The 24,539-nt window shown below is 74.2% G+C and carries 19 protein-coding genes and 1 riboswitch; of the genes, 9 read left to right on the top strand and 10 right to left on the bottom strand.

Annotation, left to right across the window (positions count from 1 at the left end; all coding sequences use genetic code 11):
* Positions 1 to 12: 12 nt before the first annotated feature.
* On the top strand, positions 13 to 1,215 hold the full coding sequence (gene lhgO, locus STBA_RS20295) for an L-2-hydroxyglutarate oxidase (protein ID WP_107485250.1): 1,203 nt from the start codon (positions 13 to 15) through the stop codon (positions 1,213 to 1,215).
* Between the two features lie 31 nt (positions 1,216 to 1,246).
* Here lhgO and STBA_RS20290 read toward each other — a convergent pair whose 3' ends face one another.
* The gene (locus STBA_RS20290) at positions 1,247 to 2,542 is read right to left on the bottom strand and encodes a PQQ-binding-like beta-propeller repeat protein (protein ID WP_077060615.1); all 1,296 of its coding nucleotides are present in this window, start codon (positions 2,540 to 2,542) and stop codon (positions 1,247 to 1,249) included.
* Between the two features lie 193 nt (positions 2,543 to 2,735).
* On the opposite strand from STBA_RS20290, the gene trmB reads away from it, so the two are divergent.
* Both trmB and STBA_RS20280 read left to right on the top strand, forming a co-directional pair.
* Positions 2,736 to 3,497: a tRNA (guanosine(46)-N7)-methyltransferase TrmB gene (trmB, locus tag STBA_RS20285; RefSeq protein ID WP_253195251.1), complete on the top strand. Its 762-nt coding sequence runs from the start codon at positions 2,736 to 2,738 to the stop codon at positions 3,495 to 3,497.
* A 181-nt stretch (positions 3,498 to 3,678) separates the two neighbouring features.
* Positions 3,679 to 4,839, top strand: a complete 1,161-nt coding sequence (locus STBA_RS20280; protein ID WP_077060614.1) for a PrsW family intramembrane metalloprotease — start codon at positions 3,679 to 3,681, stop codon at positions 4,837 to 4,839.
* A gap of 55 nt (positions 4,840 to 4,894) precedes the next feature.
* Here STBA_RS20280 and STBA_RS20275 read toward each other — a convergent pair whose 3' ends face one another.
* Positions 4,895 to 5,863, bottom strand: a complete 969-nt coding sequence (locus tag STBA_RS20275; protein ID WP_077060613.1) for a hypothetical protein — start codon at positions 5,861 to 5,863, stop codon at positions 4,895 to 4,897.
* A gap of 132 nt (positions 5,864 to 5,995) precedes the next feature.
* On the opposite strand from STBA_RS20275, the gene STBA_RS20270 reads away from it, so the two are divergent.
* Positions 5,996 to 6,646: a hypothetical protein gene (locus tag STBA_RS20270; RefSeq protein WP_077060612.1), complete on the top strand. Its 651-nt coding sequence runs from the start codon at positions 5,996 to 5,998 to the stop codon at positions 6,644 to 6,646.
* Here the strand turns inward: STBA_RS20270 and STBA_RS20265 are convergent.
* The gene (locus STBA_RS20265) at positions 6,575 to 7,690 is read right to left on the bottom strand and encodes a DUF3578 domain-containing protein (protein WP_077060611.1); all 1,116 of its coding nucleotides are present in this window, start codon (positions 7,688 to 7,690) and stop codon (positions 6,575 to 6,577) included. The genes STBA_RS20270 and STBA_RS20265 overlap by 72 nt on opposite strands.
* Positions 7,691 to 7,748: 58 nt before the next feature.
* Positions 7,749 to 7,997 carry a hypothetical protein gene (locus STBA_RS20260; RefSeq protein WP_077060610.1) on the bottom strand — a complete coding sequence of 83 codons (249 nt, stop codon included), beginning with the start codon at positions 7,995 to 7,997 and terminating at the stop codon, positions 7,749 to 7,751.
* A gap of 388 nt (positions 7,998 to 8,385) precedes the next feature.
* Here STBA_RS20260 and STBA_RS20255 point away from each other — a divergent pair, with 388 nt between their 5' ends.
* Complete coding sequence (locus tag STBA_RS20255) at positions 8,386 to 9,738, top strand: transcriptional regulator (RefSeq protein WP_077060609.1); 1,353 nt, start codon at positions 8,386 to 8,388, stop codon at positions 9,736 to 9,738.
* Between the two features lie 172 nt (positions 9,739 to 9,910).
* Here STBA_RS20255 and STBA_RS20250 read toward each other — a convergent pair whose 3' ends face one another.
* The 3 genes from STBA_RS20250 to STBA_RS20240 form a co-directional block, all read right to left on the bottom strand.
* Positions 9,911 to 10,852, bottom strand: coding sequence for an aldo/keto reductase (locus tag STBA_RS20250; RefSeq protein WP_077060608.1), 942 nt, complete (start codon positions 10,850 to 10,852; stop codon positions 9,911 to 9,913).
* An 85-nt stretch (positions 10,853 to 10,937) separates the two neighbouring features.
* Positions 10,938 to 12,026 (bottom strand): M23 family metallopeptidase, encoded by a 1,089-nt coding sequence (locus tag STBA_RS20245; protein WP_253194862.1) that lies wholly within the window; start codon positions 12,024 to 12,026, stop codon positions 10,938 to 10,940.
* Positions 12,027 to 12,037: 11 nt separating this feature from the next.
* A riboswitch (cyclic di-AMP (ydaO/yuaA leader) is annotated at positions 12,038 to 12,207 on the bottom strand.
* Positions 12,208 to 12,480: 273 nt separating this feature from the next.
* Entirely contained in the window at positions 12,481 to 13,584 is a 1,104-nt protein-coding gene (locus STBA_RS20240) for a PP2C family protein-serine/threonine phosphatase (RefSeq protein ID WP_077060607.1), read from the bottom strand.
* Between the two features lie 265 nt (positions 13,585 to 13,849).
* Here STBA_RS20240 and STBA_RS20235 point away from each other — a divergent pair, with 265 nt between their 5' ends.
* Both STBA_RS20235 and STBA_RS20230 read left to right on the top strand, forming a co-directional pair.
* Positions 13,850 to 14,788 carry an endonuclease/exonuclease/phosphatase family protein gene (locus STBA_RS20235; RefSeq protein ID WP_253194860.1) on the top strand — a complete coding sequence of 313 codons (939 nt, stop codon included), beginning with the start codon at positions 13,850 to 13,852 and terminating at the stop codon, positions 14,786 to 14,788.
* A 19-nt stretch (positions 14,789 to 14,807) separates the two neighbouring features.
* Entirely contained in the window at positions 14,808 to 15,419 is a 612-nt protein-coding gene (locus tag STBA_RS20230; protein WP_077060605.1) for a GNAT family N-acetyltransferase, read from the top strand.
* 60 nt (positions 15,420 to 15,479) lie between these two features.
* Here STBA_RS20230 and STBA_RS20225 read toward each other — a convergent pair whose 3' ends face one another.
* Complete coding sequence (locus STBA_RS20225) at positions 15,480 to 16,343, bottom strand: inositol monophosphatase family protein (RefSeq protein WP_079252050.1); 864 nt, start codon at positions 16,341 to 16,343, stop codon at positions 15,480 to 15,482.
* A 497-nt stretch (positions 16,344 to 16,840) separates the two neighbouring features.
* Between STBA_RS20225 and STBA_RS20220 the strand changes: the two genes are divergently transcribed.
* Positions 16,841 to 17,722, top strand: a complete 882-nt coding sequence (locus tag STBA_RS20220; protein ID WP_077060604.1) for an LLM class flavin-dependent oxidoreductase — start codon at positions 16,841 to 16,843, stop codon at positions 17,720 to 17,722.
* Here STBA_RS20220 and STBA_RS20215 read toward each other — a convergent pair.
* Entirely contained in the window at positions 17,711 to 19,315 is a 1,605-nt protein-coding gene (locus STBA_RS20215; RefSeq protein WP_077060603.1) for an MFS transporter, read from the bottom strand. The two genes, STBA_RS20220 and STBA_RS20215, sit on opposite strands and share 12 nt — an antisense overlap.
* Before the next feature lie 56 nt (positions 19,316 to 19,371).
* Between STBA_RS20215 and STBA_RS20210 the strand changes: the two genes are divergently transcribed.
* Entirely contained in the window at positions 19,372 to 19,974 is a 603-nt protein-coding gene (locus tag STBA_RS20210) for a TetR family transcriptional regulator C-terminal domain-containing protein (RefSeq protein WP_077060602.1), read from the top strand.
* Between the two features lie 510 nt (positions 19,975 to 20,484).
* Here the strand turns inward: STBA_RS20210 and STBA_RS20200 are convergent.
* Complete coding sequence (locus STBA_RS20200; protein ID WP_143659541.1) at positions 20,485 to 24,492, bottom strand: ATP-binding protein; 4,008 nt, start codon at positions 24,490 to 24,492, stop codon at positions 20,485 to 20,487.
* Positions 24,493 to 24,539 lie beyond the last annotated feature (47 nt).

The raw sequence follows: 24,539 nt of genomic DNA, 5'->3' as shown, positions 1-24,539 counted from the left end.
TGACACATGACACTGGCAGGGTACGACTGCGATGTGCTCGTGATCGGCGGCGGCATCGTCGGCCTGTCCACCGCCCATGCGCTGCGCGCCGCCCGGCCCGGTCTGCGGGTGACGGTGCTGGAGAAGGAGCCCGCGCCCGGCCGCCACCAGACCGGGCGCAACAGCGGCGTCATCCACAGCGGTGTGTACTACCGGCCCGGGTCGCGCAAGGCGCGCTTCGCGGTGCGCGGGGCGGCCGAGCTGCTCAAGTTCTGTGCGGAGCACGGCATTCCGCATGCGGTGCCGGGCAAGCTGATCGTCGCCACCGAGCCCTCGGAGCTGCCCCGGCTGCACGAGCTGGCGCAGCGCGCCCGCCGCAACGGGGTGCCCGTGCGGGAGCTGGGCACGGCGCAGATCCTCCAGCACGAGCCGGCGGTGCGCGGGATCGCGGCGCTGCGCGTGGAGTCCACCGGGCAGTGCGACTTCGCCGCCGTGGCCAGGGAGCTGGCCCGGCTGGTCACGCTGCGGACGAACGCCGAGGTGGTCGCCGTCGACCGGCGCCGGGGCCGCGGGGTCGCCGTACGGACGGCGCGCGGCGAGGTGCTGCGGGCGCGCGCCCTGGTCAACTGCGCCGGTCTGCACAGCGACCGGATCGCGCGCCTCGCGGGGGACGAGCCGGGCCTGCGGATCGTGCCGTTCCGCGGGGAGTTCTACCGGCTGCGGCCCGAACGGGCCTGGCTGGTGCGGGGGTTGGTGTACCCGGTGCCCGATCCCGCGTTCCCCTTCCTCGGCGTGCATCTGACGGCGGGACCCGACGGTGAGGTCCACATCGGGCCGAACGCGGTGCCCGCGCTGGCGCGCGAGGGCTACGACTGGCGCACGGTGCGGGCGCGCGAGCTCGCGGACACGGTCGCGTACCCCGGCGTGTGGCGCATGGCGCGGCGGCACTGGCGCTACGGCGCGGGCGAGATGCACCGTTCGCTCTCCCGGCGCGCCTTCGCCGCCGCCGTGCGCCGGCTGCTGCCCGAGATCACGGAGGACGACCTGCTACCCGACCGGGCGGGCGTCCGCGCCCAGGCGGTGCTGCCGGACGGCACGCTGGCGGACGATTTCGAGTTCGCCGAGGGTCCGCACACGGTCCATGTGCTGAACGCCCCGTCCCCGGCCGCCACGGCCTGCCTGCCGATCGGCCAGGAGGTCGCCGCGCGCCTGCTGGCGTCGGCCCCGCTGGACTGACTGACGACCGGGCGGCCGCAGGCGGGGGTGCTCAGCGTTCGAAGGCGCGCAGCCGCAGGCCCGTGGTGCCGTCACGTTCGACCGGGGCCAGCACGTAGAGCTGGTTCGCGTCCCAGGCGACGTGCCGGGTGTCCGCCGCGCGGCGCGGGTCGAGGGGGAGGGTGCCGACGGGGGTGTCCGCGCCGGTGGCCGGGTCGAGGCGCAGCAGGCGCAGCAGCCCCGCCCCGCTGTCGGAGTGGCCGAGGACCGGCTCGCCCGTGGCGTCCACGCCGTAAAGCTCGGTGTTCTCCGGCAGCTCGGTCTGCCACAGCCGCTCCCCGCCGACGAGCCCGTAGCCGGTGAACGAGGTGCTGCTGTACTGCGTGACCAGCGCCTCGCCGGCGACGGCGGACACGCTCGGGTTCAGCTCGACCGCGGGCAGGCGCCACAGCTCGTCCCCGGTCTCCGAATAGGCCACCACCTCGTGCTCCTGGAGGAGCAGCACCGGGTCGCCCGCCAGGATGCCGGTGACGGCGAATCCGGCGTCGGCGGCCGGGTGCGTCCACTCCAGCTGGCCGGTGTCCGCGTGGTAGACGCTCAGCTCCGGCGCGTCGTCGCAACGGGTCAGGACGGCGATACGCGAACCTGCGTGGTGGACGCCCACCGTCTCGCGGCCGCTGACGCAGTCCCAGGCGGAGTCCTCCGGCGGCGCCGGCAGCGGCAGTTCCTCGCCGGTGTCGGCCGCGAAGCGGTGGAACGCGCCGACCGTTCCTGCCGCGTCGAGATTGACGGTGACCGTCTGCTCGCCGACCGTGACCGTCGTCTCCTCGGCCGTGACCGGCCCGCCGAACCGTTCCGACCACAGCAGGTCGCCGGTCGCCGTGTCGAGTACGCCGAGGACCGAGCAGCCCTCCTCGCCCGTGCCCGCGGTCCACAGGACCGCGCCGGTGCCCGCGGAGTTGATCGTGTCCGCCGCGGCGCACGGCCGGCCCGCGCCGGGCGGGGCCTCGGCCACCCACAGCCGCTCGCCGTCGACCGTTCCGTACCCGGTCACGCCGGCGGTCGAGACCAGCGTGACCGTGTCCTCGTGCACCCACAGGCGCGTCGCGCGCGCCCCCACCCCGTCGATGGCCGCGGCGACGGCGGGCGCCCGCCACACCTCCGCCAGCTCCCCCGGCCGGTTGCTGGGCGCGGTGCTGGTGGCGGCCACCAGATCGTCCGCGTCGTCGATGGCCTGGCCGCCGCCGTCCTCGCGGCTGAAAACCACCACCCACACCGTGAGCAGCGCGAGCAGCAGCACGGCCACGGGCAGGGCGATCAGCCCGGTCCTGCCCTCGCCTTCCGCCATGGCGTATCCCCCGAAGTCCCCCGAGTCACAAACGTGTGGTCGTCCCTGGCCGCCGTTGGCCAACCATCATGTGGTCAACGAGTCCGACGTCGCACGGCCACGGTCCGGTTCCGCTCCGAATCGCCGTAAACTCGGACGCATTGTGACCGACTTCGACAGCCGCCTTACCCTTCCCACGTCCGAACGCCCCCGGATGTTCCCGCCGGGCGCAGGTCCGGCCGCCGACCCCGCCGGCGACCGCCACGAGCGGACCATCCGCAGCTTCCAGCCGCGGCGCAGCCGCGTCACGGCCGCGCAGCGCGACGCGCTGCTGCGGCTGTGGCCGCGCTGGGGCCTGGAGATCGACGGGGACGGGCTGCTGGACCCGGCGGCGCTGCTCGGCGGGCTGCCCGTGGTGCTGGAGATCGGCTTCGGCATGGGCGAGGCCACGGCCGAGATGGCCGCGGCCGACCCGGGCACCGGCATCCTCGCCGCCGACGTGCACACCCCGGGGCAGGGCAACCTGCTGCGCCTCGCCGAACGCGCCTCGCTGACGAACGTGCGGGTCGCGAACGGCGACGCCGTCATCCTGCTGCGCGAGATGCTGCCGCCGGCCTCGCTCGCGGGCGTGCGGGTGTTCTTCCCCGACCCGTGGCCGAAGACGCGGCACCACAAACGGCGGCTGGTGCAGCCGGAGTTCGTGGAGCTGGCCGCCTCGCGCATGGCGCCGGGCGCCGTCCTGCACTGCGCGACGGACTGGGAGCCGTACGCGGAGTGGATGCGTCAGGTGCTCGACGCGAGCCCGTCGTTCGGCAATGCCGCGCCCGGCGGCCCGGACGGCTTCGCGCCCAGGCCGACGGAACGGCCGCTGACGCGCTTCGAACGCCAGGGCCTCACCAAGGGCCACCCGGTCCGCGATCTGCTGTACCGCCGCCGCGGCGGGCAGGGGGACGAACGGCCGGACGGGCGCGGCTGAGAACGCGCGGGGCGCGCGCCCGGGGCGCGCGGTCACCGGCCGTTCCCCGGCGGCCCGTTGCCGGGCAGCGTGGCGGTGCGTTGCCGGGCAGCGCGTGGCGGCCCGTTGCCGGCGGTGCGTGGCGGTGCGTTCCCGCGGCTGGCCTGTCCGCGGGCGAACGCCAGGCCGTAGAGTCATCGGCGTGCGCCCCTCACGCTCCCCCACCGCCCTCTTCGGCGTGCCGCTGGTGTTGTGCGGCCTGGCCGTCATGGTCATGGTGTGGCGGGAGGCCGGCGCCGCGGGCTTCTGGGGCGGCTTCGGACTCGCCCTGCTGCCCGTGCCGTTCCTGATCGGCGCGTTCCACTGGGTCGACGCGCTGGCGCCGCGCCCCTGGCGCACGCTGGCGTTCGCCTTCGGCTGGGGGGCGTGCGCGGCCACGCTGTTCGCGCTCCTCGCGAACGGGCTGCTGGTCGAGTTGCTGACCGACGAGACGGCATCCCTGCGCACTTCGCAGGCCGACCGCCTCGAACTGACCGTCATCGCGCCCGTCGTCGAGGAGACGGCGAAGGCGGCGGCGGTGCTGCTGCTGTTCCTCCACCGCCCCCGCGCGTTTCACGGCGTGCTGTCCGGCATCGTCGCGGGCGGCCTCGCGGGCGTGGGCTTCGCGTTCACCGAAAATGTCGTATACCTGGCCAACGCCGTCGCCCGCGACCAGCTCGAAGGCGTCGGCGGCGTCGACTCGGCCACCACCGTGACGTTCTTCGTACGCATCGTCGTGGCGCCGTTCGCACACCCCATGTTCACCGTGCTGACCGGCGTCGGCTTCGGCCTCGCGGTAACGTGGGCGCGGCACCGCCCCGCCTGGCGGCGGGCGCTGCCGGCCGCCGGACTCGCCGCGGCCATGGTGCTGCACTCGGCGTGGAACGCGTCCGCCTCGATGAGCCTGGTCGGCTTCGTCCTCGTCTACGTGCTGCTGATGCTGCCGGTCTTCTGCCTGATGTGCTGGCTGGCCGCCTGGGCCAGGGACGAACAGCTGCGGGCCGTGCGCAGGACACTCCCCAAGTACGCGGCGGCCGGCTGGTTCGCCGAGGCCGAGCCCTCCGCACTCGGCTCGCTGCGGTCCCGCTCGCTGTCGCGGCGGCTGGCACGCCAGCGGCACGGCCCCGCCGGGCTGCGGGCCGTCGTCGCCTACCAGGGCGCGGCCACCGCGCTGGCCGTGCTGCGCGACCAGGCCGAACGAGGCACCGTGGGCTCCGACTTCGCCGCCATGGAACGCGCACTCCTGCTGCGCCTCGGCCGCCACCGGCCGCTGGCCGCGGAGCCCGTCAGAACGGCCGCCACCGCGGGCGGGAGCGCCCGGTGACGCGCTGAGCGGCGGTCGGGGGCTCTCGATCCGTCAGCGATCCGTCAGCGATCCGTCAGCGCAGGGAGATCCGCATGCCGTCGCGGCGCCGCGCGTGCCCGAGGACCCACTGGCGTTCCTCCGCGCGCAGTTGCCCCGGCTGCGTAAAGCCCACGAGGTCGATCTGCGGGCTGACGTCGAGGAAGTCGAGCAGCCGCGCCACGACGAACGCGGTGCTCGGATCGGCCGCCCAGCGGACCTCGCCGATCAGCGCCGGGTCGCGGACCGGACGGCTCAGCGACCGGTCGCCCACATACGCCTGCGCGCCCGGCACCAGGCGCTGCCGGATCGCCGCGCGCCACTGCGCGGGCTGCTCGCCGAAGACGAGGCGCGTCCGCGCCCGCCGCCGCCAGCCGGGGCCGCCGCTGCGGTGCGAGACGGCGTGCACGTCGACGCGTTCGCCGGTGCCGTCCTGATGCGTCTGGAACGAGTCCACGCGGATCACGACGTCATAGCCGTCGATCCGCCCGCCTAGCCCGCTCGCCGCGATGTCCTCGCCGTTGGCCACCACGCACACGCCGCGCCCGGCCAGCTGCGTGCGGAACGCCGCCACTCCGATCGGCTCGCCGCCGTCGAACGGCAGGTCGTCCAGCCGCTCCCCCGCCAGCGCGGCGTACCTGCCGTGCGCGTGCACCGCCTCCGCCGCCCGGCCGTCCGCCTCCAGCGCCTGCGCCCGCAGCCGCCAGGCACCCTCCGACGAGGCGCGCAGCGCCACCCCGGAATCCGCGATGCGGCGGGCCAGGCGCACCTCGCCGGCGTCGAGCGCGAGCCGCCCGACGTTCAGCAGGGCGTCGAGGGAACGTTCGCGCGAGGGTTCGTACGCGGTGTGTTCGGCGACGAGTGTGCCGATGGCGGCCACCAGCTTGGTGTGCTCCGGCGCCGCCACGTCGTCAAGCGCGGCGAGATAGCCCGCGCACTCCCGTACGCACGCGGTGGTGAGATCCTCGGCGCGTGCGACGCTTCCAGGGCGCAGCCTGACCTTCATGCGTCAGAGAGTGCCCCGCCGGCGGGCTCGGGACATGACTCGCAGGCACCGGTCAGGTGAACGTTGCCTGTCTAGCGCTTCGTCCGAACCGACCGTAGTGTTCCCCTCACACTACGCGTGGGTTGGAGCGCGATGTTCACCGAGTACGAGTTGCAGCTCCGGGAGCGCTTTCTCGCCGCCCCCGTCACCCCGGCCCCGCCGCCCTGGCAGGCGGTTTTCCGACCCCGCACGGGCCTGCCGATCGGCGGCCTGCTCGGCATCGGGTTCGCCTCACACCCGCAGGAGAGCCACGACCTGGTCATGGTGATCTCACAGGGCGGCCACGGGGTGTTCGACACGGTCACCGGCGCGCTCCTGGCCCGGGACCGCGACCCGGACGCCGACATCTGCGACCCCACCGGCCCGTTCCTGACCTGCCCCGGCATCGGCCCGCTCACCGGCACGCAGGTGCGGATCGCGGGCCTGCACGGCGGGGGCCTGCACTCGACGACCGAGGACGGCTGGTCCGTCGACGTCGTAAGCCCGGACTGGCCCCACCACCGCGTCCTGCTCTCCATCGACGGCGGCCTGTGCCACGGCCCGGCCGGCGGCGACTGGTGGCTGATCCACCACGCCACCCACGCCCCCCTCCGCACCACAGGCTTCTCCCCCAGCGGCCACACCCTGGCCGTGGCCACAAGCACCCACCTGACCCTGCTGACCCGGGTGCCCTCACCCGTGGACGAGCCCCCAATCGACGGCCGACCGCGAACCCACCCAGCCCTCGGCCGTCTTCCACACTGACCCGATGCCGAGGGTTTCCAGGTAGTCGGCGTAGGCCTGAATGTCCTCGGTGAACAGCGCGAGGAGATGAGGCGGGTTTTTCCGATCACTGAAGAAGTGCCGATACTCGAAGAGCTGCCCAACCGCCTCGCGCCCGGCATCCATTACGTTACCCACCCGGACGACCTTGGCCTCGACCAGCCATTCGTCGTCACCCCGGCGCAGGACCAGGTCCTTGGGGTGGACTTTCGTGTTACGGATGAAGCCTCGCAGCTTGACGTATTCTCCGAACTCGGCGACGAGCGTTTCATGACGGCGCGTCTTTCGTAGAGTTCTCGCCGTTATATGAGCCACATAGTCGGCGTCGTTCTTCGGGCGGAAGTAGTCCAAGGTGTCCTGCGATGCGTGCGAGTGCGAATCATCGGGCTGGTACTCGACGAGAAGTTGTTCCGGTCCATCCGAGTATCGGACCTTCTGCTCGACGCGAGCGGCGAGTTGAAGAATGCGGGCGGCGTCCCACAAGTCCTCCCGTAGGGCCATTTCGGAGGGTGGGGCGGGCAGGTCGTACCGCCGGGCCGCGATACTGCCCGCCTCGTAGGCGAGGGGGCGCTTGTCCGCGGAGCCGGCTTTGAGGTCGAGCGGCTGCTTCCAACCTGCCAACGCGTCCTGGAGCATGGCGGACTGCAAGCGTCGGGCCTTGCCACGCAACAGATCACGCCCGGCCTGCGTCTTGTACCCACCCCGCCCCTTCAGGTCCTCGACGCCCTGTTGCAGCGTGAGGGACACGGAAGACATATCGGTGGCGAAGATGTACGCGAGGTAGAGTCCTTCTCTTGCCTCGGCGCTGATGTCCGGATCGAACACACCGACCCACGGGCAGGCTGCGGGGCCGCCCTTGCCTCCATTCCCTTTGGCGTGCAGCCCTGCGGGGAGCGGCAGCGACATGTTACGAATGCCGCGCAGGAAGTCCTGTGCTGGCACGCCGGTCTTGGGCTTGGCATTCCGGTCGTACGTCTCCCTGATGTACAGGAGCACGTCTCGCAGGTCCGTGGTGGGCGTCTCCATGGGCCCATATTGTCAACAAACGGTTGACCTGTGTACTCAGGAGACCTCAGCGGCATCCTCACACTTGCCGCCCCATCGGGGGAGATGCCCTCAGGCGCGGGGAGACGCGGCGGGCGGCCCACAGCACCGTGGCGCGCCGCATGGTGAAGCTTTCGCCGGAGGTGAAGAGCAGCCGCTTGCTGCCGTGGGCCATCGTCACCATGTCCTCGACGGTGAAGCACTGGCCTCCGACCATCAGTTGATCCCCACGCCGGACCGTCCCCGCATCGACTTCAACCGCAATCCGCACGCCGACCGGCTGGTTCATCGCGGCACCGCCGACCGTTTCGCCTCCGTGGAGACACCGACCGGTAACGGCACGGCTGCCGGGCACGTCACGGGCTGCACACGGCATGACGTCATTGTTTCTCGACCTCCTGGCCCAGGTGTTCGCGGATAGCACGGTCGAGTCGCTCGACCTGGACGTGCAGTTCGTCGAGCGTGGGGCTGTCGGCTGGCGGCGCCGATGAGGGGATCACGGCGTCGGGGCTGGGGCCGTCCTGCTCTGCGGGGCTCGTCATTGTGGTTCACCTCCGGTCCTCCGAACGGCTCTTCGCGTACGTACAGTCAACGCGGCACCCGCCCCCCGGGGGTACTGTCGAAAGGGTGGCGAAGGGTGTCGTTCGGAACACCCTGCGTGGCAGGAGGGTCTGATCATGAAGACGCCGAACGACAGGCTTGCGCACTGGTTGGAGCGTTCCGGTCTCAGCCGCGGGGAGTTGGCCAGGCGGGTGCAGTCGAACGCCGTCGCCCGGGGAGAGCCGCACATCGCCCCGGACACGACGCGTGTGCGCTGCTGGCTCGTTGGGGAAAGCCCGCGGGACCCGGTGCCCGACATCCTGGCGGACGTGTTCTCCGAGCACTTCGGCTTCCGGGTCACTACCTATGACCTCGGCCTGGGTGATCGGGGCGGCGCTCGGGCCGCACTGGTGTACAACGCTTCCTACGCGGCTACCGTGGAAGCTGTCGCCGACCTGGGGAGAGCGGACGTGGACCGACGCAAATTCCTTACAGCGGCGCCGTTCACGGCCGTGGCCGCCGTGGGTCCATCGCGGGACTGGCTGGTGAACACTCTTGATCAGACCCCGGCCGCCGGACCGCGCGTGCGCCTGGAGGACGTCTCCGCCGTGCGGAACATGTTCACCACGTTCCAGCGCATGGACATCTTCCAGGGCGGCGGGTCCGGCCGCCTGGTGCTGGCCGAGTACATGACGCAGCACGTCTATCCGCTGCTGCGCCGGACACATACCGAAGACGTGCGGCGCGCTCTGTGCGAAGCCGCAGCCGAACAGACCTACCTGCTCGGCTGGATGGCCTACGACAACGGCGAACACGGCACGGCACAGCGCTACTTGATCCAGTCGCTGCGGCTGGCCGAGGAGTCGAGGAACGCGGCGCTCGGCGCGCACGTTCTGGCCGGGATGGCGGATCAGACCACACTGCAAGGCGATCCGACCGAGGGTCGGCGGCTCGCGCAAGCAGGGCGGCAGGGCCTCGCCCGGGCCACGTCCCCGGCCTGTCTGGCAGACCTGTGGTGCCTGGAGGCGCGGGCGCTCGCGCTGCTGGGCGACCGGGCGGGGGCGGCGCACGCCGTGACCGAGTCGGAACGGGCGCACGAACGCGTGCGGCTGGACGAGGAGCCGGACTGGGCGGCGTTCATCGACGTGGCCTACCTGCACGGCGAGCACGCCAACACCTTCAGGGACCTCGGCGACGCCGACGCCGCCCAGGAGCACGCACGGCGGTCCATCGGCCACGCGCGGCAGCAGAAGCGCGCCCGGCGCGGGTCCATGTCGCAGGCGGCCCTTGCCGTCTCGCACCTGCAACGACGCGACCTGGAGGCCGCACACGGTGCCGGACTGCGTGCCGTGTCGCTCGCCGGTCAGGTGAAGTCCTCGCGCTCCGTTGAGGCGGTGCAGGATCTCCAGCGGCGCATGCGCCCGTTCGGCCGGCACCGGCTCGTGGCCGACTTCAACGAACGCGCCGCCCAGCTCGTTTCTGCCGCTTAGCTCAGGGCCGAGTCAGTCCGGAGCAGGCGCGTCCCGGCATCGCGGCGGGCCGCTCGGCCGGGCCGGCCGTGAGGTCCGCATGCCCGGCCGAGGGCGGCCGGGCCGCCCGGGTCATTTCGCGGCGCTGGGGGTGCGGTGCCGGGAGTGTTCGTCCGGGGTGGTGTCGCGGTCTTCAGGCGGATGCCGTGGTGAGCAGGGCCAGTTCGGCGTTCGTCAGGGTCAGGTCGGCGGTGGCGAGGAGGGGTGGGAGCTGGTCCGCGGAGCGGGCGCTGGCGATGGGGGCGGCGACCGTGGGGCGTGCGGCGAGCCAGGCGAGTGCCACGGTGGCGTGGGCGGCGGAACGGTTGGCCGCGATCTCGTCGAGTGCCGCCAGGACGCGGCGGCCGCGTTCCGTCTCCAGGTGCCGCGCGGCCCCCGCGGCGCGCGGTCCCGTCGGGGCTGCGCCGGGGCGGTACTTGCCGGTCAGGAAGCCCGCGGCCAGCGCGTAGTAGGGCAGTGCTGCCAGGCCGTACTCGGCGGCGAGGGCGGCCCGTTCGCCTTCGTAGGTGTCGCGCGAGACCAGGTTGTAGTGCGGCTGAATGGCGACGTAGCGGGCGGTGTTCTCGCGGACGGAGAACTCCAGGGAGGCGCGCAGGCGGGCCGGGGTGATGTTGGAGACGCCGATCTCGCGGACCTTGCCCGCCCGCACCAGCTCGTCGAGTGCGGTGAGGATCTCGTCCACCGGCACGGTTTCGTCGTCGAAGTGCGTGTAGTAGAGGTCGATGTGGTCGGTGCCGAGGCGGCGCAGCGACTCGTCCGCGGCGCGCAGAATCGTCGGGGCGGACAGACCCATCGCGTCGGGGTGGCGGCCCACCTTCGTGGCGATGATCACGGAGTCGCGGTTACGGCGGCTCGCCAGCCAGCGGCCGATGACGGTTTCCGACTCGCCACCGCGGTGTCCCTCGACCCAGGCCGAGTACGAGTCGGCGGTGTCGACGAAATTGCCGCCGGCGGCGGTGTAGGCGTCGAGTACGGCGAACGAGTCGGTTTCGTCTGCGGTCCAGCCGAAAACGTTGCCGCCCAGGCAGAGCGGCGCGACCTGGAGGGAGCCGATGGCGTGGCGGGTAAGAGTCATGCCGCCAGCGTAGACCGGCGGCCCTGGCGTCGGGGGAGTCGCCAGGGCCGCCGGGGTCTGGACGGGCCTTCGGGAAGGCTCGGCGTCAGATCGAGAGGCCCTTGCCGCGCAGCCAGGGCAGCGGGTCGATGGCGGTCTCGCCGTCGGGCAGGACCTCCAGGTGCAGGTGCGGGCCCGAGGAGTTGCCGGTGGAGCCGACGCGGCCGACGGACTCGCCGGTGACGACTTCCTGGCCGGCGGAGACGCTCATCGAGGACAGGTGGCAGTACCAGATCTCGGTGCCGTCCTCCAGCTCGACGATCACGCGGTAGCCGTAGGAGCCGGCCCAGGCGGCTTCCTGAACGACGCCGGTGTGCACGTTCTTCACGGGGGTACCCGTGCTCGCGGAGAAGTCCGTGCCGGTGTGCGTGGACTGCCACATCGCGCCGCTCTGGCCGAACTGTGATGATATGCGGTAGTCGGAGAGCGGCAGGGTGTAGCTGGCGCGCAGTTGGCGGAGACGCTCCTCCTCCTCGCGCTGCCGGCGTTCCTCCGCTTCCTGGCGGCGCCGTTCCTCCTCCGCGGCGCGCTCGGCCTCGGCGGCCTCCGCGGCCCGCTCGGCGGCGCCGGCCTCGGCGGCCTGGACGGCGGCCGTCCTGGCCTGCGCGTCGGCGCCGGCCTCGGCCTGATCGGCCTGCTGGAGGATGCGGGCGCGCAGCGCCTCGCCCGCGTCGGTGTGCCCGGCCTCGACCTCGTCGCCGGTGATACCGGCGCTGGTGAACGGCGTGGCGGGGGTGGTCTCTTCGGCGCCGGGGCCGCCGAGCAGGCTGCCCAGGACGGGAATGGTGCCGACCTTGTCGGCCGCGGCGTCCATGCCGGGCACGGTGGCCGCGCCTTCCTCGTTGGCCGTGGCCATGCCGCCCGCGCCGACCGCGGCGATGACGCCCACGCCGAGCACGGCCCGGCTGCGGGCGATGGTGCCGCCGCGCTGGCGGGCAACCCGGTGCCTGCCGCGGACCGGGCGAACGGTGTCCTCGCCGGGGTTCCACTCGCCGTAGGACTCGGTGCCTGCGCCCTTCGGGCCGAAGTACGCCGGGTACGGGCCGGGCGAGCCGGGCACGCCCTGCGGGCCGTACGTGTCCTGGTGCGTGTCCTCGAGGGTGCCCTCGAAGGAGGCATGCCGGTTCGACGCCACGGAGGCGCTCTCCTTTCCTTCCTCTCGCCTACCGGGTTAGCTGACGGGTTCGGAGCAGGAAGGTCTCCTACGAGCGGCCGGCCGCGGGTGGCTGCCGGCTTCCCGATTCACCCCAAGTGGTGGTTCCCCGGTTCCTTAGGTGCAGTTGTTTCCCACACGCCGGATTCGGCGACGGAGCGCGGTGCCATCTCTTGCGACGGCGGTGACGGCCGCGCTGCGTTATCGAACGTTAATAGACGCCCCCGCCAGATTCCAAGTGGCTACGGGAAATAAACGGTCGCCCCGACCAGGACCTAAACCCTTCAAGTCCTGCAAATCGGGCATAATTTCGCACCGCAGAGCCGCACATCATATCTGACGGTGCGTCAATTGTTATGCGCAGCGCCGCCTCTCGCTCACCCACGGTGACTTGCGCCGGGGCGGGTCGGGTCGGGGCGGGCCGGGTCGGGCGGGGTCATGCCGGGTCGTGCCGGGGCAGGTGGGTCACGGCGAGCAGCGCCATGTCGTCGTTCAGCGCGCCGCCGGTGTGGGCCACGACCCCGTCGACGAGCAGATCGAGGAGTGCCGCCGGGTCCGTGAGCGTCTGGCCGTCGAGCCCGGCGACCGGGTCGTAGAAGGCGCCGGCGGCGTTCCTGGCCTCGCTGACGCCGTCCGTATAGAGCAGGAGGCGGCTGCCCGCGGGGAAACGGGCGGTGCGCGGCCGTTCGGGCGCCGGCGCGAGATTGCCGAGGCCAAGCGGCAGCGCGGGCTCGGTCGTCAGGTAGTGGGCGCAGCCGCCGGGGCCCATCACCACCGGCGGCGGATGCCCGCGGTTGATGAGGCGGACCCGCAGCGGCGGCTCGGGCGGTACCTCCACCAGAACGGCCGTCGCGAAGCCCTCGACCGGGTCGAGCGTGCGGCGGGCGCGCTGCTCGCGCACCAGCGCGGTCTCCAGCCGGTCGCACACCTCGGCCAGCTGCGGCTCGCACTCGGCGGCCTCGCGGAACGCGCCGAGCAGCACCGCAACGGCCTCGGTCGCCGCTAGACCCTTGCCACGCACGTCGCCCACCAGCATCCGCACGCCGTACGGCGTCTCGCGGACGGCGTACAGATCACCGCCGATCAGCGTGTCCCGCTGCGCCGCCCGGTACCGCGCCGCCACCCGCAGCGCGCCGACGCGCGCCGGCGGCTCCGGCACGACGGCCCGCTGCACCGCCTCGGCCACGCCGCGCGCCGTGGCGACCCGCTGGTCCCTGCGGGCGACGATGCGGTTGATCGCGACGGCGAGGAACGAAATCAGCGCGACGGTCACGACCTTGATCGCGGACTCGCCGAGGCCCGGCTCCGTCCGCAAGTGCATCTGGGCCGCCACGGTGCCCGTGGCCAGCACGCCGTAGGCGGTCGTGGCCCATAGCGGCAGCACGGGCGCGGCCAGCAGCGGCGCGGCGACGTAGAACGGCGTCAGCGTCACGTGCGGCGGGCTCGCGAGGTCCAGGAACGTTCCGACGGCGATGAGCACCGCGGGCAGCCAGGCCAGTACCCGTGCCCTGGCCCACCACGGCGGTGCTGATGTCTGCACCGTCCCAATCTCCCGCCGCTCCGCCCGGGCGGCGAGTCGATCTTGGGCTGAACGGACCGGTGCCGTGCGGCAACGAACCTGCGTTCGACCGAAGCCCGGCGGACCGACGGGCTGGCAGACCGACGGACCGACGGACCGACGGGAGTTCGGCTGCTGTTCGGCGCCAGGACGCGTGGGCCTCACCGGTGGCCGGAACAGTCGCGTCGGATCGCGGCCCCGGAGCGCTGCGACAGCGGAACCACAGGTGAGGAGCATCATGAGGGGTGTGTCACGACGAGGGGTTCTCGGTGCGGCGGGCGCGGCGGGCGCGGCGGGCGTGTCCGGCCTCCTGGCCGCCAACGACGCGGTCGCCCAGGGCGCGGTCGCCCAGGACGCGCGCGGCGAACGGCCGCTGATCGGTGCGGCGCGCGGCGACCGGCTGCACGTCATGGCGTTCAACATCCGCATGGACGCGAACGCCGAGCCCGGGACCCCGGACTCCTGGGCGGACCGCAGGCCGGTGCTCGCCCGGTTCCTGCGGCTGGAGCGGCCGACGGTGTTCGGCGTGCAGGAGGCGCTGTACCACCAGGCGAAGCAGGTCGGCGGCGACCTGCCCGAGCACTACGACTGGATCGGCCTCGGCCGCGAGGGCGGCGGCCGGGGCGAGTTCATGGCCATCTACTACGACACCCGCCGCCTCGAACCGCTCGACTACGACCATTTCTGGCTCTCCGACACGCCGAACGTGATCGGTTCCGCCTCATGGGGCAACACGGTGATCCGGATGACGACCTGGGTGCGCTTCCGCGACCGCCGCACGGGCACCGAGTTCACGCACGTCAACACCCACTTCGACCACCGGTCGGAGCCGTCGAGGCAGCGGAGCGCCGCGCTCATCCGCGACCGCATCGCCGGTTTCGACCCGGCGCTGCCCGTTCTCCTGACCGGCGACTTCAACACGCCCGCCGGGGACTCCGAGTCCTACCGCATCCTCACCGCCGACGGCGCTCTCTCGGACACCTGGCTCTCCGGCGACCGCCTGACGCCCGCCTGGGGCACGTTCCCCAACTACCAGGACCCGGTGGAGGGCGGTCAGCGCATCGACTGGGTGCTGGCGAACCAGCACGTCGAGGTCCGGGCGGCGGCCATCAACACCTACCGGCACCGCGGCCGTTACCCCTCCGACCACGCCCCGGTACAAGCCCTCGTACGGCTGCGCGTCTGACGGGCACTAGTCTTCGCCGATGCCGACGAACCCAGCCGACCGGAACGCGCCGGCCTACGCCACCGGCGCACCCGCCGGAACGGCGCGCCTGCGGCTGCGCCGCCTCACTCCGGCGGACGCCGACGCCCTGGCCGCGCTGCACGGTGACCCCGCCGTCATGCGCCACATCGACGACGGCCGCCCGGTGCCGCCCGATGTCGTCGCCCGGGAGACGCTGCCCGCGCTGCTGCGCGAATACCGCGAGCTGCCGGCGGGCCACGGCTGCTTCGCGGCCGAGGAACGGGCGGGCGGTGCGTTCGTCGGCTGGTTCGCGCTGCGCCCCGCGGTGACGCGGGGCGTTGCGGGCGGCGGAACGGAGCTGGGCTACCGGCTGCGGCCCGCCGCCTGGGGGCGCGGATATGCCACCGAGGGCGCGCGGGCGATGGTCGCGCACGCCTTCGCGGAACTGGGCGCCGACCGCCTCGTCGCGACGACGATGACCGTGAACACCGGCTCGCGGCGCGTGCTGGAGAAGGCCGGCCTCGTGCTGGTGCGGACCTTCTTCGAGGACTGGCCCGAATACGTCGAGGGCGCGGAACACGGGGACGTCGAGTACGCCCTGACCCGCGCCGAGTGGGCCGCCCGCCCCTGAGCGCCCCCCGGCCGTCGGGGGACAGCCGGGGGACAGCCGGGGGACGGGGGCCCGGCGGGGTCAGGCCGGCGCTGCGGGCGGGGCGAGCAGGCCGGTCAGCTCGGGGTGCAGGGTCGGCCCCGCGGCGGCGACCCCGTTGCCGAGCGGGGTCACGACCGCGCCCGCCTCCGCCGCGATCAGGGCGCCGGCCGCCCAGTCCCAGCGGCCCAGCTCGTCCTCGTAGTAGGCGTCGCACCGCCCCGCCGCCACCCAGCACAGGTCGAGCGCGGCGCTGCCCCCACAGCGCAGGTCCCGCACCCGCGGCAGCAGCGCCGCGGCGGCGGCACCCTGGCGGGCGCGCGCGCCGGAGGAGTAGGCGAACCCGGTGGCGACGAGCGCGGAAGCCGGGTCGACCGGGTCGTTCACCCACAGCGGGCGGCCGTTCAGACAGGCGCCCTGTCCCAGGGCGGCGGTGAACGTCTCGCCGCGCGCCGGGTCGTGCACGACTCCCACGACGGCGTGCCAGCTTTCGCCGGAGCGCTGTTCACAGGCCACGCTGACGGCCGTGTGCGGAATGCCGTACAGGTAGTTGACGGTGCCGTCCAGCGGGTCGATCACCCAGCGGAAACCCGAGGTCCCGGCGCGGTCGGTGCCCTCCTCACCCAGGAATCCGTCCTCGGGCCGCTCCGTGCTCAGCAGCCCCACCACCGCGGCCTCGCCCGCCCGGTCGGCGTCGCTGACCGGATCGGTCGCGGTCGACTTGAACGCGATGCCGGTGGCGTGGCCGGCCCGGTGGACCAGCTCGACGCCGCCCGCGCGGGCGGCGGCCACGGCCAGGTCGAGCAGCGCGGCCCGCTCGGCGTGCCCCGGCGGGGCAGGTATGCGGGGCGCTCGTGGCGCCCGGGATCCCGGAGGGACGGGCGGCGTCCGTCGTGACTCGGTCATGCGGCAGTTCCCCTTCCTGGCGGCCGAGGCGGTCGGGCTCGGCCGGCAACGCCTCTCGGTATACCCGATCGGACCGATCGCACCGGCCCGTTCGGCATGGACGCCGCGGGAAATGCCGGCGAGCGGGGCCGGCCGTTCCGGCAACCATGGGGCGACAACCTGCCGAACGCGGCCGGGAATTCCCTCGGCTTCGGAAGGAAAAAGCCGGCGAAACGAACGGCGCGGACCGCGTGACGGCGGCACCCGCGCGCGGGCGCGACCCCGCTGGTCCGCATGCCGAACGGACGCCTCCGGAAGCCCGCTGACCTGGCGGGACGTCCTCGGTCCCGGCCGGATGCACGCAAGCCGTATCCCAAGAAAAGGTAAATCGCTAAATGCCCGGTCGCTTGTGCGCATCGTCACATCGGTTTTCCTGTCTTTCCGTGCGTGCCGTGCGCGGGTCCGGGTAAGCCCCCGCCGCGGGAAAGACCCGTTTCGGAAAACCTGGGGTGAAAGGCATGACCGTGCAGGGAACGGCGGGGAAGCGCGTCGGCGTGATGTTCGACCGGGACCAACGGCCGGAAGACCTCGCCGCCTTCGCCGCGGGCGCGGAGGCGGCGGGCGCCGAGGACTTGTGGCTGGTGGAGGACCTGGGCTGGGCGGGCGCCATGTCCTCGGCCGCGCTCGCCCTGGCCGCCACCGAACGGCTGCGCGTCGGCATCGGCATCGCGCCGGCCCCGCTGCGCAACCCGGCGCTGCTCGCCATGGAACTGGCGGCGCTCTCCCGCGTGTTCCCCGGGCGGCTGATCGCCGGGGTCGGCCACGGCGTGGCCGACTGGATGTCCCGCGTGGGCGCGGCTACGCCCGAGCGGCTGTCGCTGCTCGGCGAGACGATCACCGCCGTGCGGACCCTGCTGGCCGGCGAGACCGCGCACATCGACGGCCGCGCGGTGCGCATCGACGGCGTGCGCCTGGTGCACGCCCCGGCGCAGCCGCCGCCAGTCGTCGCGGGCGTGGTGCGCCCGCGCTCGCTCGCGCTGTCGGGGCGCGTCGCGGACGGCACGGTGCTGTCCGAAGGCCACGGCCCGGCCGCGGTACGCGCCGCGCTCGGGCACATAGCCCCCGACCGCCCGCACGAACTCGTCGTGCTCACCCACCTGTCCCTCACCGACCCGCTGCACGACATCGCGGGGGAGACGGCGCACTGGCTCGGCATCCCGCCGGATGACGTGTTCCTCGCGACCGGCGGCCCCGCGACCGCGGCGTCCCGGGTCCGAGAGCTGTGGGAAGCCGGGGCCGCCACCGCGGTCCTGCGCCCGGTCGGCGGCGACCCGCTGGGCCAGCTCGGGGAAACCCTGGCCGCGCTCGGCCGCCGCCCCGGCGGGCCGTCAGCGGGGTGACCCGCCGGGCCCGGCGCGCAACCAGGCGCCGACGGCGGCGACCAGCCGCCACACCGCGTCGATGAGGAAGACGAAGACCCATATCCGCCCGGTGCCGTAGCAGAAGGCGCGCACGCCGTCGACGTCTTCGGGGGCGCCGCCCGACAGCAGGACGTCCCAGGTGTCCCCGGTGCCCAGCTCGACCAGCCAGGAGGCGCCGATCAGCACGAGCACCACCTGGACGGGCACGAACACGGCACCGTGCTTCCCGATCTCCACAACGGCACGCCACACCAACGGCCGCCCGGCCTCGGCGGGAACGGGGGCAGGAGCGGGCACGACGGCGGGGGCGGGCGCGGGGGCAGGGGCGGGCGCGGGGGCAGGGGCGGGCGCGGGCGCGGGCGCGGGCGGCGGATGATTCTGGACGCCGAGTGCGCGGACGGACAGCGGGACGATGGCCGCGCCCGCCAGGATCACCGCGGCACACACGACGCACGCCGTCGTCCATGAGCTGGTGTCGTACAGAACGCCGGCCGCGAGCGTGCCCACCGCGCCGCCGACCAGCGCCGCAGCCTCGTAGAGCCCCATGCCCCGCCCGATCCGCTCGCCGGACGCCTCCGCGACGACGGCCTCCTGCACCGGCATCACCGCCGCCCACGCGACGCCGCTGAGGACCCAAAGCCCCGCGATGACGTACGGGTTGGGCGCCCACGCGAGGCTCAGCGCGAACACGGCGCTCGCGACGGACGCCAGGGCCAGAACCAGCGTCCGGCCGAAGCGCACCACGAAGCCGTGCAGATACTCCGGGAGCACGCCCATCACGATCGCGCCGGGCAGGAACACGAAGGCGGTCTCGACGACTTCGAGGTCGAATCCGCGCTGGAGGTGCAGCAGCAGGAGCATCGCGACCGCCGCTTCCGCGGTCATGGTGAACGCGACGGCGAGCAGCATCGGGCGCAGCCGGCGACCGAGGCCACCGAAGCCACCGAAGCCCCCGGGCCCGACACGGTCCCCGGCCCCGGACCCGGCCCCGGGCGGAGCGGGGTCGCGGCGCGGGCTGCGCATCAGCAGCGCGGCGGCGACGAAGCAGGCGGCCGCACAGCCCAGGAAGAGGCCGCGGAAGTCGAGGGCGCCGAGCAGGGTGAGGCCGGCGACGAACGCGATCCACGAGCCGTTCTCCCTGGCCGCCATCAGCCGCGGGTACACCCCGGAGTCCTCGGCCAGGCGCTCGCCGATGATCGCGCGGACCGACACCCACAGCAGGGCGCCGCCGACGCCGCTCACCGCCGCCGCGCCGTAGGCCACGGCTATGGAGTCGGCGAACGCGTATCCGGCGCAGGCCAGCCCGTAGAGCGCGGCGCCGGAGGCCGCGACGTGGCGGCGTTCGCGGCTGTCGGCGAGGACTCCGGCGAACGGCCGGACGACGACGGAGACGGCCATCTCCAGGGCGACCAGGATGCCCACCTCGGTCGCGCTGACGCCCAGGGCGATGCCCGCCCACAGCGGCAGCAGGAAGTCCACCAGCTCCGCAGGGCCGTTGGTCAGGGCCGAGGCGAGCAGCGTCCGCTTCTCGCGGCGCTCGGCCGTCCGCAGGGGCACCGTTGAGGTCGACATGCACTGAGCGTAACAGAACAACTGATCCACTACGAGGGGCCGCCTATGATGGGCCGGTGCCCCGTCACGTCGATCCCGCGGTACGCCGCCGCCAGGTGGCCGAGGCGTTGTGGCGCGTGGTGGTGCGTGACGGTCTTGAGCGCGCGACCGTGCGCGCCGTCGCCGCCGAGGCCGGTCTTTCGCTCGGCGCCGTCAGTCATTACTTCTCCAGCCAGGAGGAGCTGCGGCTGTACGCGCTCGACCTGGTGAACGAGCGGGACAACGCCCGCCTGGCCGCCATCCCCCAGGAGGGCACGGCGCGCGAGATCGTCGAGCGCCACCTCTGGGCGCTGCTGCCGGTGGACCAGGAGACGCGCGAGTCGATCCAGGTGTTCTACGCGTTCATGGTCCAGGCCCGCACCGACCCCACGTACCGCGAGGTCACCGCGGAGATCAACCAGGAGGTCGTGGCGCTGTGCCGTTCCGGCATCGAGCTGCTCGCCGCCCACGGCCAGGTCGCCCCCGGCCACGATCACGAGACGCTGGTCGCCGAGTTCCGCGCGCTGACGGAGGGACTCTCGTTCCAGGCCGCGATGTGGCCGGACACCACGACGCCGGAGAGCATCCGGGCCGTCGTCCGCCGCTGGCTCGACTCCCTCGCGACGCCGCCCGTCACCTGACGAGCGGGAGCGAACCAGAGCGAACGGGAGCGAACCCGACTGTCTCACTCCGGCCCCGACCCGCCGATAGAACCGTCAACACAACTCCCCAGATCCGCACGGTTCGCCGTGCCCGTCGCCACCGCCGTCGGGGCGGCGCTGCTGCTCACCGCCGGCAACGAGGAGGAGTCCGAGGGCAGCGGCCCGCAGGAACAGGACGCGGAGTTCGGAGGCTACTGGCAGTCCGGCACCGAGCCGGACGCCAACCTGCTGCTGATCGGCCGGGACGACCTGGCCGGCCAGGTCACCTACCTCAGACCGGTGCACGGGCACGATCGACGGCTTCCAGCTGAGCCTCACCTGCATGCGCGGCACGAACGCCCACACCGCGGGCCTGGCCCAGCGGTACGACGACGGAACGCTCGTGATCGCGTGGGCGGGCGGCCCCGCCGAGCCGTTCGTCCCGGCGGACAACCTGGCGGACGGCCTGGCGGACGGCCTGGCGGACACCCCGATGGAGGAACTCGCGGATCAGTGGTGCCCCGTGGCGGGCGCCGCTGAAGCGGCGGCGGCCGCCGACAGCAGCCAGGTGAGATCGTGGGCCGCCCGTTCGCGGGAGCGGGCGGCCAGTTCGTCGTTGATGCGCTGCCGGACGGCCGGCGCGACGGCGGGGTCCGTGAGCAGCGCCTCCAACGCCGGGCGGGTGGCGTCGAACGATTTCCGCACCGCGGAGGACACCAGCAGCATCGCGTACTTGTCCGGCAGGGAACGCGTCCGCAGCCGTTCCCACAGCCGGGCCTCCGCGGCCGGCGCGTGCCGGGCGAGAACGCTGTCCATGGCGCCGCGCAGTACGTTGGCCAGGTGATTGTGGGCGGCGCGGCCCAGGTCGAGCGCCGTGGCCCGGTCGATCACCCGCAGCAGCAGGTCGGTTGCCCGCTCAGCACCGCGGTCGGCGGCGACGCGGCGCACGAGCTGGCCGAGACGGCTCAGCAGCCAGGCATCGGTCGGCGGCGCGCAGGCCAGCGCAAGCGCCAGGTCCTCGGTGGCCCCGTCGGGCGGCCCCGACTCGCACGCGGCGCGCAGCAGCGCCGCCCGCGCCGCGCTGCGCGTGCCCTCCGCGCCGCCGCGCAGCGGCACAAGTGCGCCGTCGGGCGCGACGATGAGTGCGGCCAGGAAGGCGCGCGCCGCCGGGTAGCGCGCCGGGGCGCGCACCGCCGTGGTGCCGAGCAGCCCGAGCAGGGCGGCGCGCGACTTCTGGTCCGACAGCCGCGCGTAGCGGCCGGTCAGCGCGGCCACGTCCGGCGGGTCGAGCACCCGCGCCTCCACCAGGCGGTCCCACAGCGTCAGGGCCCGCCGGAAGACCGTGCCGCTGTCCCGGTCCAGCTCCGCGGAGATCATCGCGAGCAGCGCCGCGGCGCGCGCCGTCAGCTCCGCGAGCACCTGCCGGTGCACGGGCGGCGGCAGCGCGTCCGCGTGCTTCTTCGCCCGGCCCGTGACCAGCGCTTCGAGCAGCACGGTGTCCGCGTCGGCGAGAGCCAGGTCCACCAGCGTGCCCGCCCACGCGCCGGCGCCTGGCAGTCCACCGGGCAGCCCGTAGGTGAGGGCGCGGTGCAGCGACCTGCGGATGAAGCCGCGGGCGTCCGGCGGCGCCGACGCGGCCCGCGCGACGGCGCGCCGCGCCGCGGGCAGGCCGCCGGCCGCGGCGGGCAGCAGCACGGCGGCCAGGCCGTCCGGGCGCAGCCACAGCGCGGGGTCGATACGCCGCCCGGCGTGTTCGAGGGCCTGGCGGACCCGCGCCGGGGGCACGGAGGGCTGGGCGAGCACGTTGCGCGCAACGGCCGCCCAGCGCTCCGGCGCTTCCGCGGGCCGGTTCTGGGCCGCCGGCAGCCCGCGCGTGAGCCGGCCGAGCCGGCGCACGAGCGCGTCGGCCGCGGGGCAGTCCGCCCGCAGCAGCAGCGGAAACGCGCCCCGCTGGAGCGTGAACGGCGCCGCGGGTCCCGTCATGGTCAGGCAGGTGTCGAGCGTTGCCTCGATGGCCCAGTGGCCGGGCGGCAGCTCCGCCAGGACCAGCGCAACGGCGATGAGCCCGGCGTTCGCGCGGGTGTCCTGGTCGTCGGCCTCAAGAGCGGCCACGACCGCCGCCAGGTGCCCCGGCCAGCCGGGCGCGGCACCGGGGCCTTCCCCCGGCAGCCCGAGGTCCGCACGCCACGACGCGGCCAGCACCCGCCCGAGCGCGGTCCGGACCGGCTCGGCGTCCCGCAGCCCGGACGCCCGCTGCGCCCGCGCCACCCGCGCGGCGACGTCGGCGGCGGTCGCGGCCGAGCCCAGCAGCTCCCACTGCCGCGCCCAGCGGGTCAGGACGGCGCAGGCCAGTTCGGACAGGTTGTCCGCGAGGGCGAACGCGAGCACGGTCAGCAGTCCGGAACGCGCCGCCGCCGGGTCCGCCGGTGCGGTCAGGACCAGCAGGCGGGGCAGCACCTCCACCCCGGCGCCCGGCGCGCGGCGTTCGGTGATCTCCCGCACGCACTGCCACTCCGCCAGAGCGGCGTGCACCGCGAACGGGTTCTGTGCGGCCAGCCGTTCGAGCGCTTCGAGCACCGCGCTCTGGATACTGGCCTCCCGCCGCTCCCACAGTCCGCGCAGCCGCGGCAGCAGGGCGCCGACGTCCGCGTTCCCGACCGTGGGCGCCAGCACGGCGTACCGGCGGGCGATGGCGTGCGGGGCGGTGCGCAGCAGCCCGCCGACGGGCACGCCCACCGCCGGGTGCTGGGCGGCGACGGCGACGGCGATGCCGTGCAGGACGACGGCGTCCGGCAGCGCGGCCATCCGTTCCAGCGCGGTCCGCACGGCCGCCCGGTGGCGGCCGAGGGCGGCGCACAGCATCAGCAACTGTTCCAGGATCGCGCCGACGAAGAAGTCCCGCGGATGTTCCTCGACCCAGCGGTGCAGCAGGTCCACCGCGCCGCGCCCGGCCCCGCGCAGCAGTCCGCGGGCCGCGGCGTACTCGAACATCGTCTGGTGGAAGAACCGCAGGCCGCCCGAAGCGCCACCGGCCAGCACACCGCGGGCGACGAGCCGGTCGAGGCCCGCCGCGGCGGCGCCCGCGGCGGGCCCCACGCCGGCGCCCGCGCCCGCGCCGCCGAGCGCGGCGATCCGGTCGAGCAGTTCCTCGCGCCCCAGCTCGGTGCGGCCCGCGGACATCAGCGCCACGGCCGCCGCGCCGGTGACCTCGGAGAGGTCACCGGCCGCGTCCGCGTCCCGCGCGCCGCCGGCGTCCTGACGGCCGTGCAGGCGGCGGTCGGTGACGACCCGGTGGTCCCAGTAGCGGCGGTACAGGCCGGTCACGTCGATCTCGGCGCTGGGGAACGCCCCGTCGTCCCTGGCCAGTTCGAACAGCAGCCGCAGGTGGAGCGGGCTGCGGCACACCTCGCGCACCGGCAGCCCGCGGGCCACCGGCTCCATCAGCCGCCGCACCCGCACCGCGTCGTCGCGCGGCGCCGCGTCGGGGCAGTAGTGGTCCGCGTGGCCGCGGATCGCCGCCGGAATCTCCGCATCGTCGTACGGGCCGAGCGCCATCCGCGCGAAGCCGCGCCGCAGCCGCTGCGCCTCCTCGGGCCGGCAGGTCACGACCAGGCGCACCCCGGCCGCGTCCAGGTCCTCGCACAGGTCGAGCAACGCCATCTCGTGCCGGTCGTCGTGCAGCAGCAGGTCCGCGGTGTCGAGCAGCACGACCGGGGCGCGGGCCAGCGACAGGGCATGCGCGGCCCCGGCGACGATCGTCTCCTGGTCCAGCAGCGGCCCGCCCGGCCCGCCGCCCGGACCCCCGGCCTGTCCCCCGCCCGGGTGCAGCAGCCACGCGCCGTTCACCAGGAACGGCTCAGCCCGCGGCTGCGCGTCCAGGTCCCCGGCCAGGCCCCACAGCAGGCTGCTCTTGCCATGCCCGGCCTCGCCGGTGACCAGCACCGCGGCGGACGGTGCGGCGTCGAGCGCCTGGAGGACCCGGTCCTGGAGGGCCCGCCGCACGTACAGCCCGCCGCTGAGCTGCGCGGGCGGAACGGCGGCACCCGGTCGGGTCCTCTCGGAGTCGACGACGTCCAGGTCGTCGCGGAACCGCCGTGCCCAGCGGCACAGTTGCCGGTACGCCGCGGCGCCGGCGGGCCCGGCCGGCCCGGCGGCGCCGCCGGGGCCCCCGGCCGCGGGCCGCGCCGCCGGAACGGCGGCCTCCGCGCGCCGCTCCGCGTCGGCGGCGCGCCACCGTTCGTGCCAGGTGTCCAGCTCGGCCCGGGTCAGCACCGTCGGCCAGGCGAGGGCCGCGGTGCGCAGGGCCCGCTCCAGCGTCGGCCAACTCCGCGGCACCCGGCCCGGATCACTGCGCCAGCTCAGCACCGTCGACGCCGGAACGGGCGCCGGGCGGCGCGCCGCGGCCCGCTCCCCGCCCAGCCGGGTCCAGTCCCCCGGGGTGCGCACCCCGGACCGTTCCAGAACCTGCTCCCAGGCGAGGTGGAACTCCTGCCGTCTGCTCCTGACGCGCCCCGTCACCCGCACCATCCTGCCCCGAACGGCCGCACCGGCACCCACGTTCCGCC

It is taken from the genome of Streptomyces sp. MP131-18, from assembly GCF_001984575.1.
In the GTDB taxonomy this organism is placed as follows: Bacteria; Actinomycetota; Actinomycetes; order Streptomycetales; family Streptomycetaceae; genus Streptomyces; species Streptomyces johnsoniae.
This window is presented reverse-complemented; position numbering and strand designations above follow the sequence as displayed.

Excerpts from the sequence above, each read along its gene's own strand:
- trmB (WP_253195251.1), top strand. The coding sequence starts at position 2,736 with ATGTTCCCGCCGGGCGCAGGTCCGGCCGCCGACCCCGCCGGCGACCGC.
- STBA_RS20250 (WP_077060608.1), bottom strand. The coding sequence starts at position 10,852 with ATGACTCTTACCCGCCACGCCATCGGCTCCCTCCAGGTCGCGCCGCTC.
- STBA_RS20220 (WP_077060604.1), top strand. The coding sequence starts at position 16,841 with ATGACCGTGCAGGGAACGGCGGGGAAGCGCGTCGGCGTGATGTTCGAC.
- STBA_RS20260 (WP_077060610.1), bottom strand. The coding sequence starts at position 7,997 with ATGAACCAGCCGGTCGGCGTGCGGATTGCGGTTGAAGTCGATGCGGGG.
- STBA_RS20255 (WP_077060609.1), top strand. The coding sequence starts at position 8,386 with ATGAAGACGCCGAACGACAGGCTTGCGCACTGGTTGGAGCGTTCCGGT.
- STBA_RS20265 (WP_077060611.1), bottom strand. The coding sequence starts at position 7,690 with ATGGAGACGCCCACCACGGACCTGCGAGACGTGCTCCTGTACATCAGG.
- STBA_RS20230 (WP_077060605.1), top strand. The coding sequence starts at position 14,808 with ATGCCGACGAACCCAGCCGACCGGAACGCGCCGGCCTACGCCACCGGC.
- STBA_RS20215 (WP_077060603.1), bottom strand. The coding sequence starts at position 19,315 with ATGTCGACCTCAACGGTGCCCCTGCGGACGGCCGAGCGCCGCGAGAAG.
- STBA_RS20270 (WP_077060612.1), top strand. The coding sequence starts at position 5,996 with ATGTTCACCGAGTACGAGTTGCAGCTCCGGGAGCGCTTTCTCGCCGCC.
- STBA_RS20225 (WP_079252050.1), bottom strand. The coding sequence starts at position 16,343 with ATGACCGAGTCACGACGGACGCCGCCCGTCCCTCCGGGATCCCGGGCG.
- STBA_RS20275 (WP_077060613.1), bottom strand. The coding sequence starts at position 5,863 with ATGAAGGTCAGGCTGCGCCCTGGAAGCGTCGCACGCGCCGAGGATCTC.
- STBA_RS20290 (WP_077060615.1), bottom strand. The coding sequence starts at position 2,542 with ATGGCGGAAGGCGAGGGCAGGACCGGGCTGATCGCCCTGCCCGTGGCC.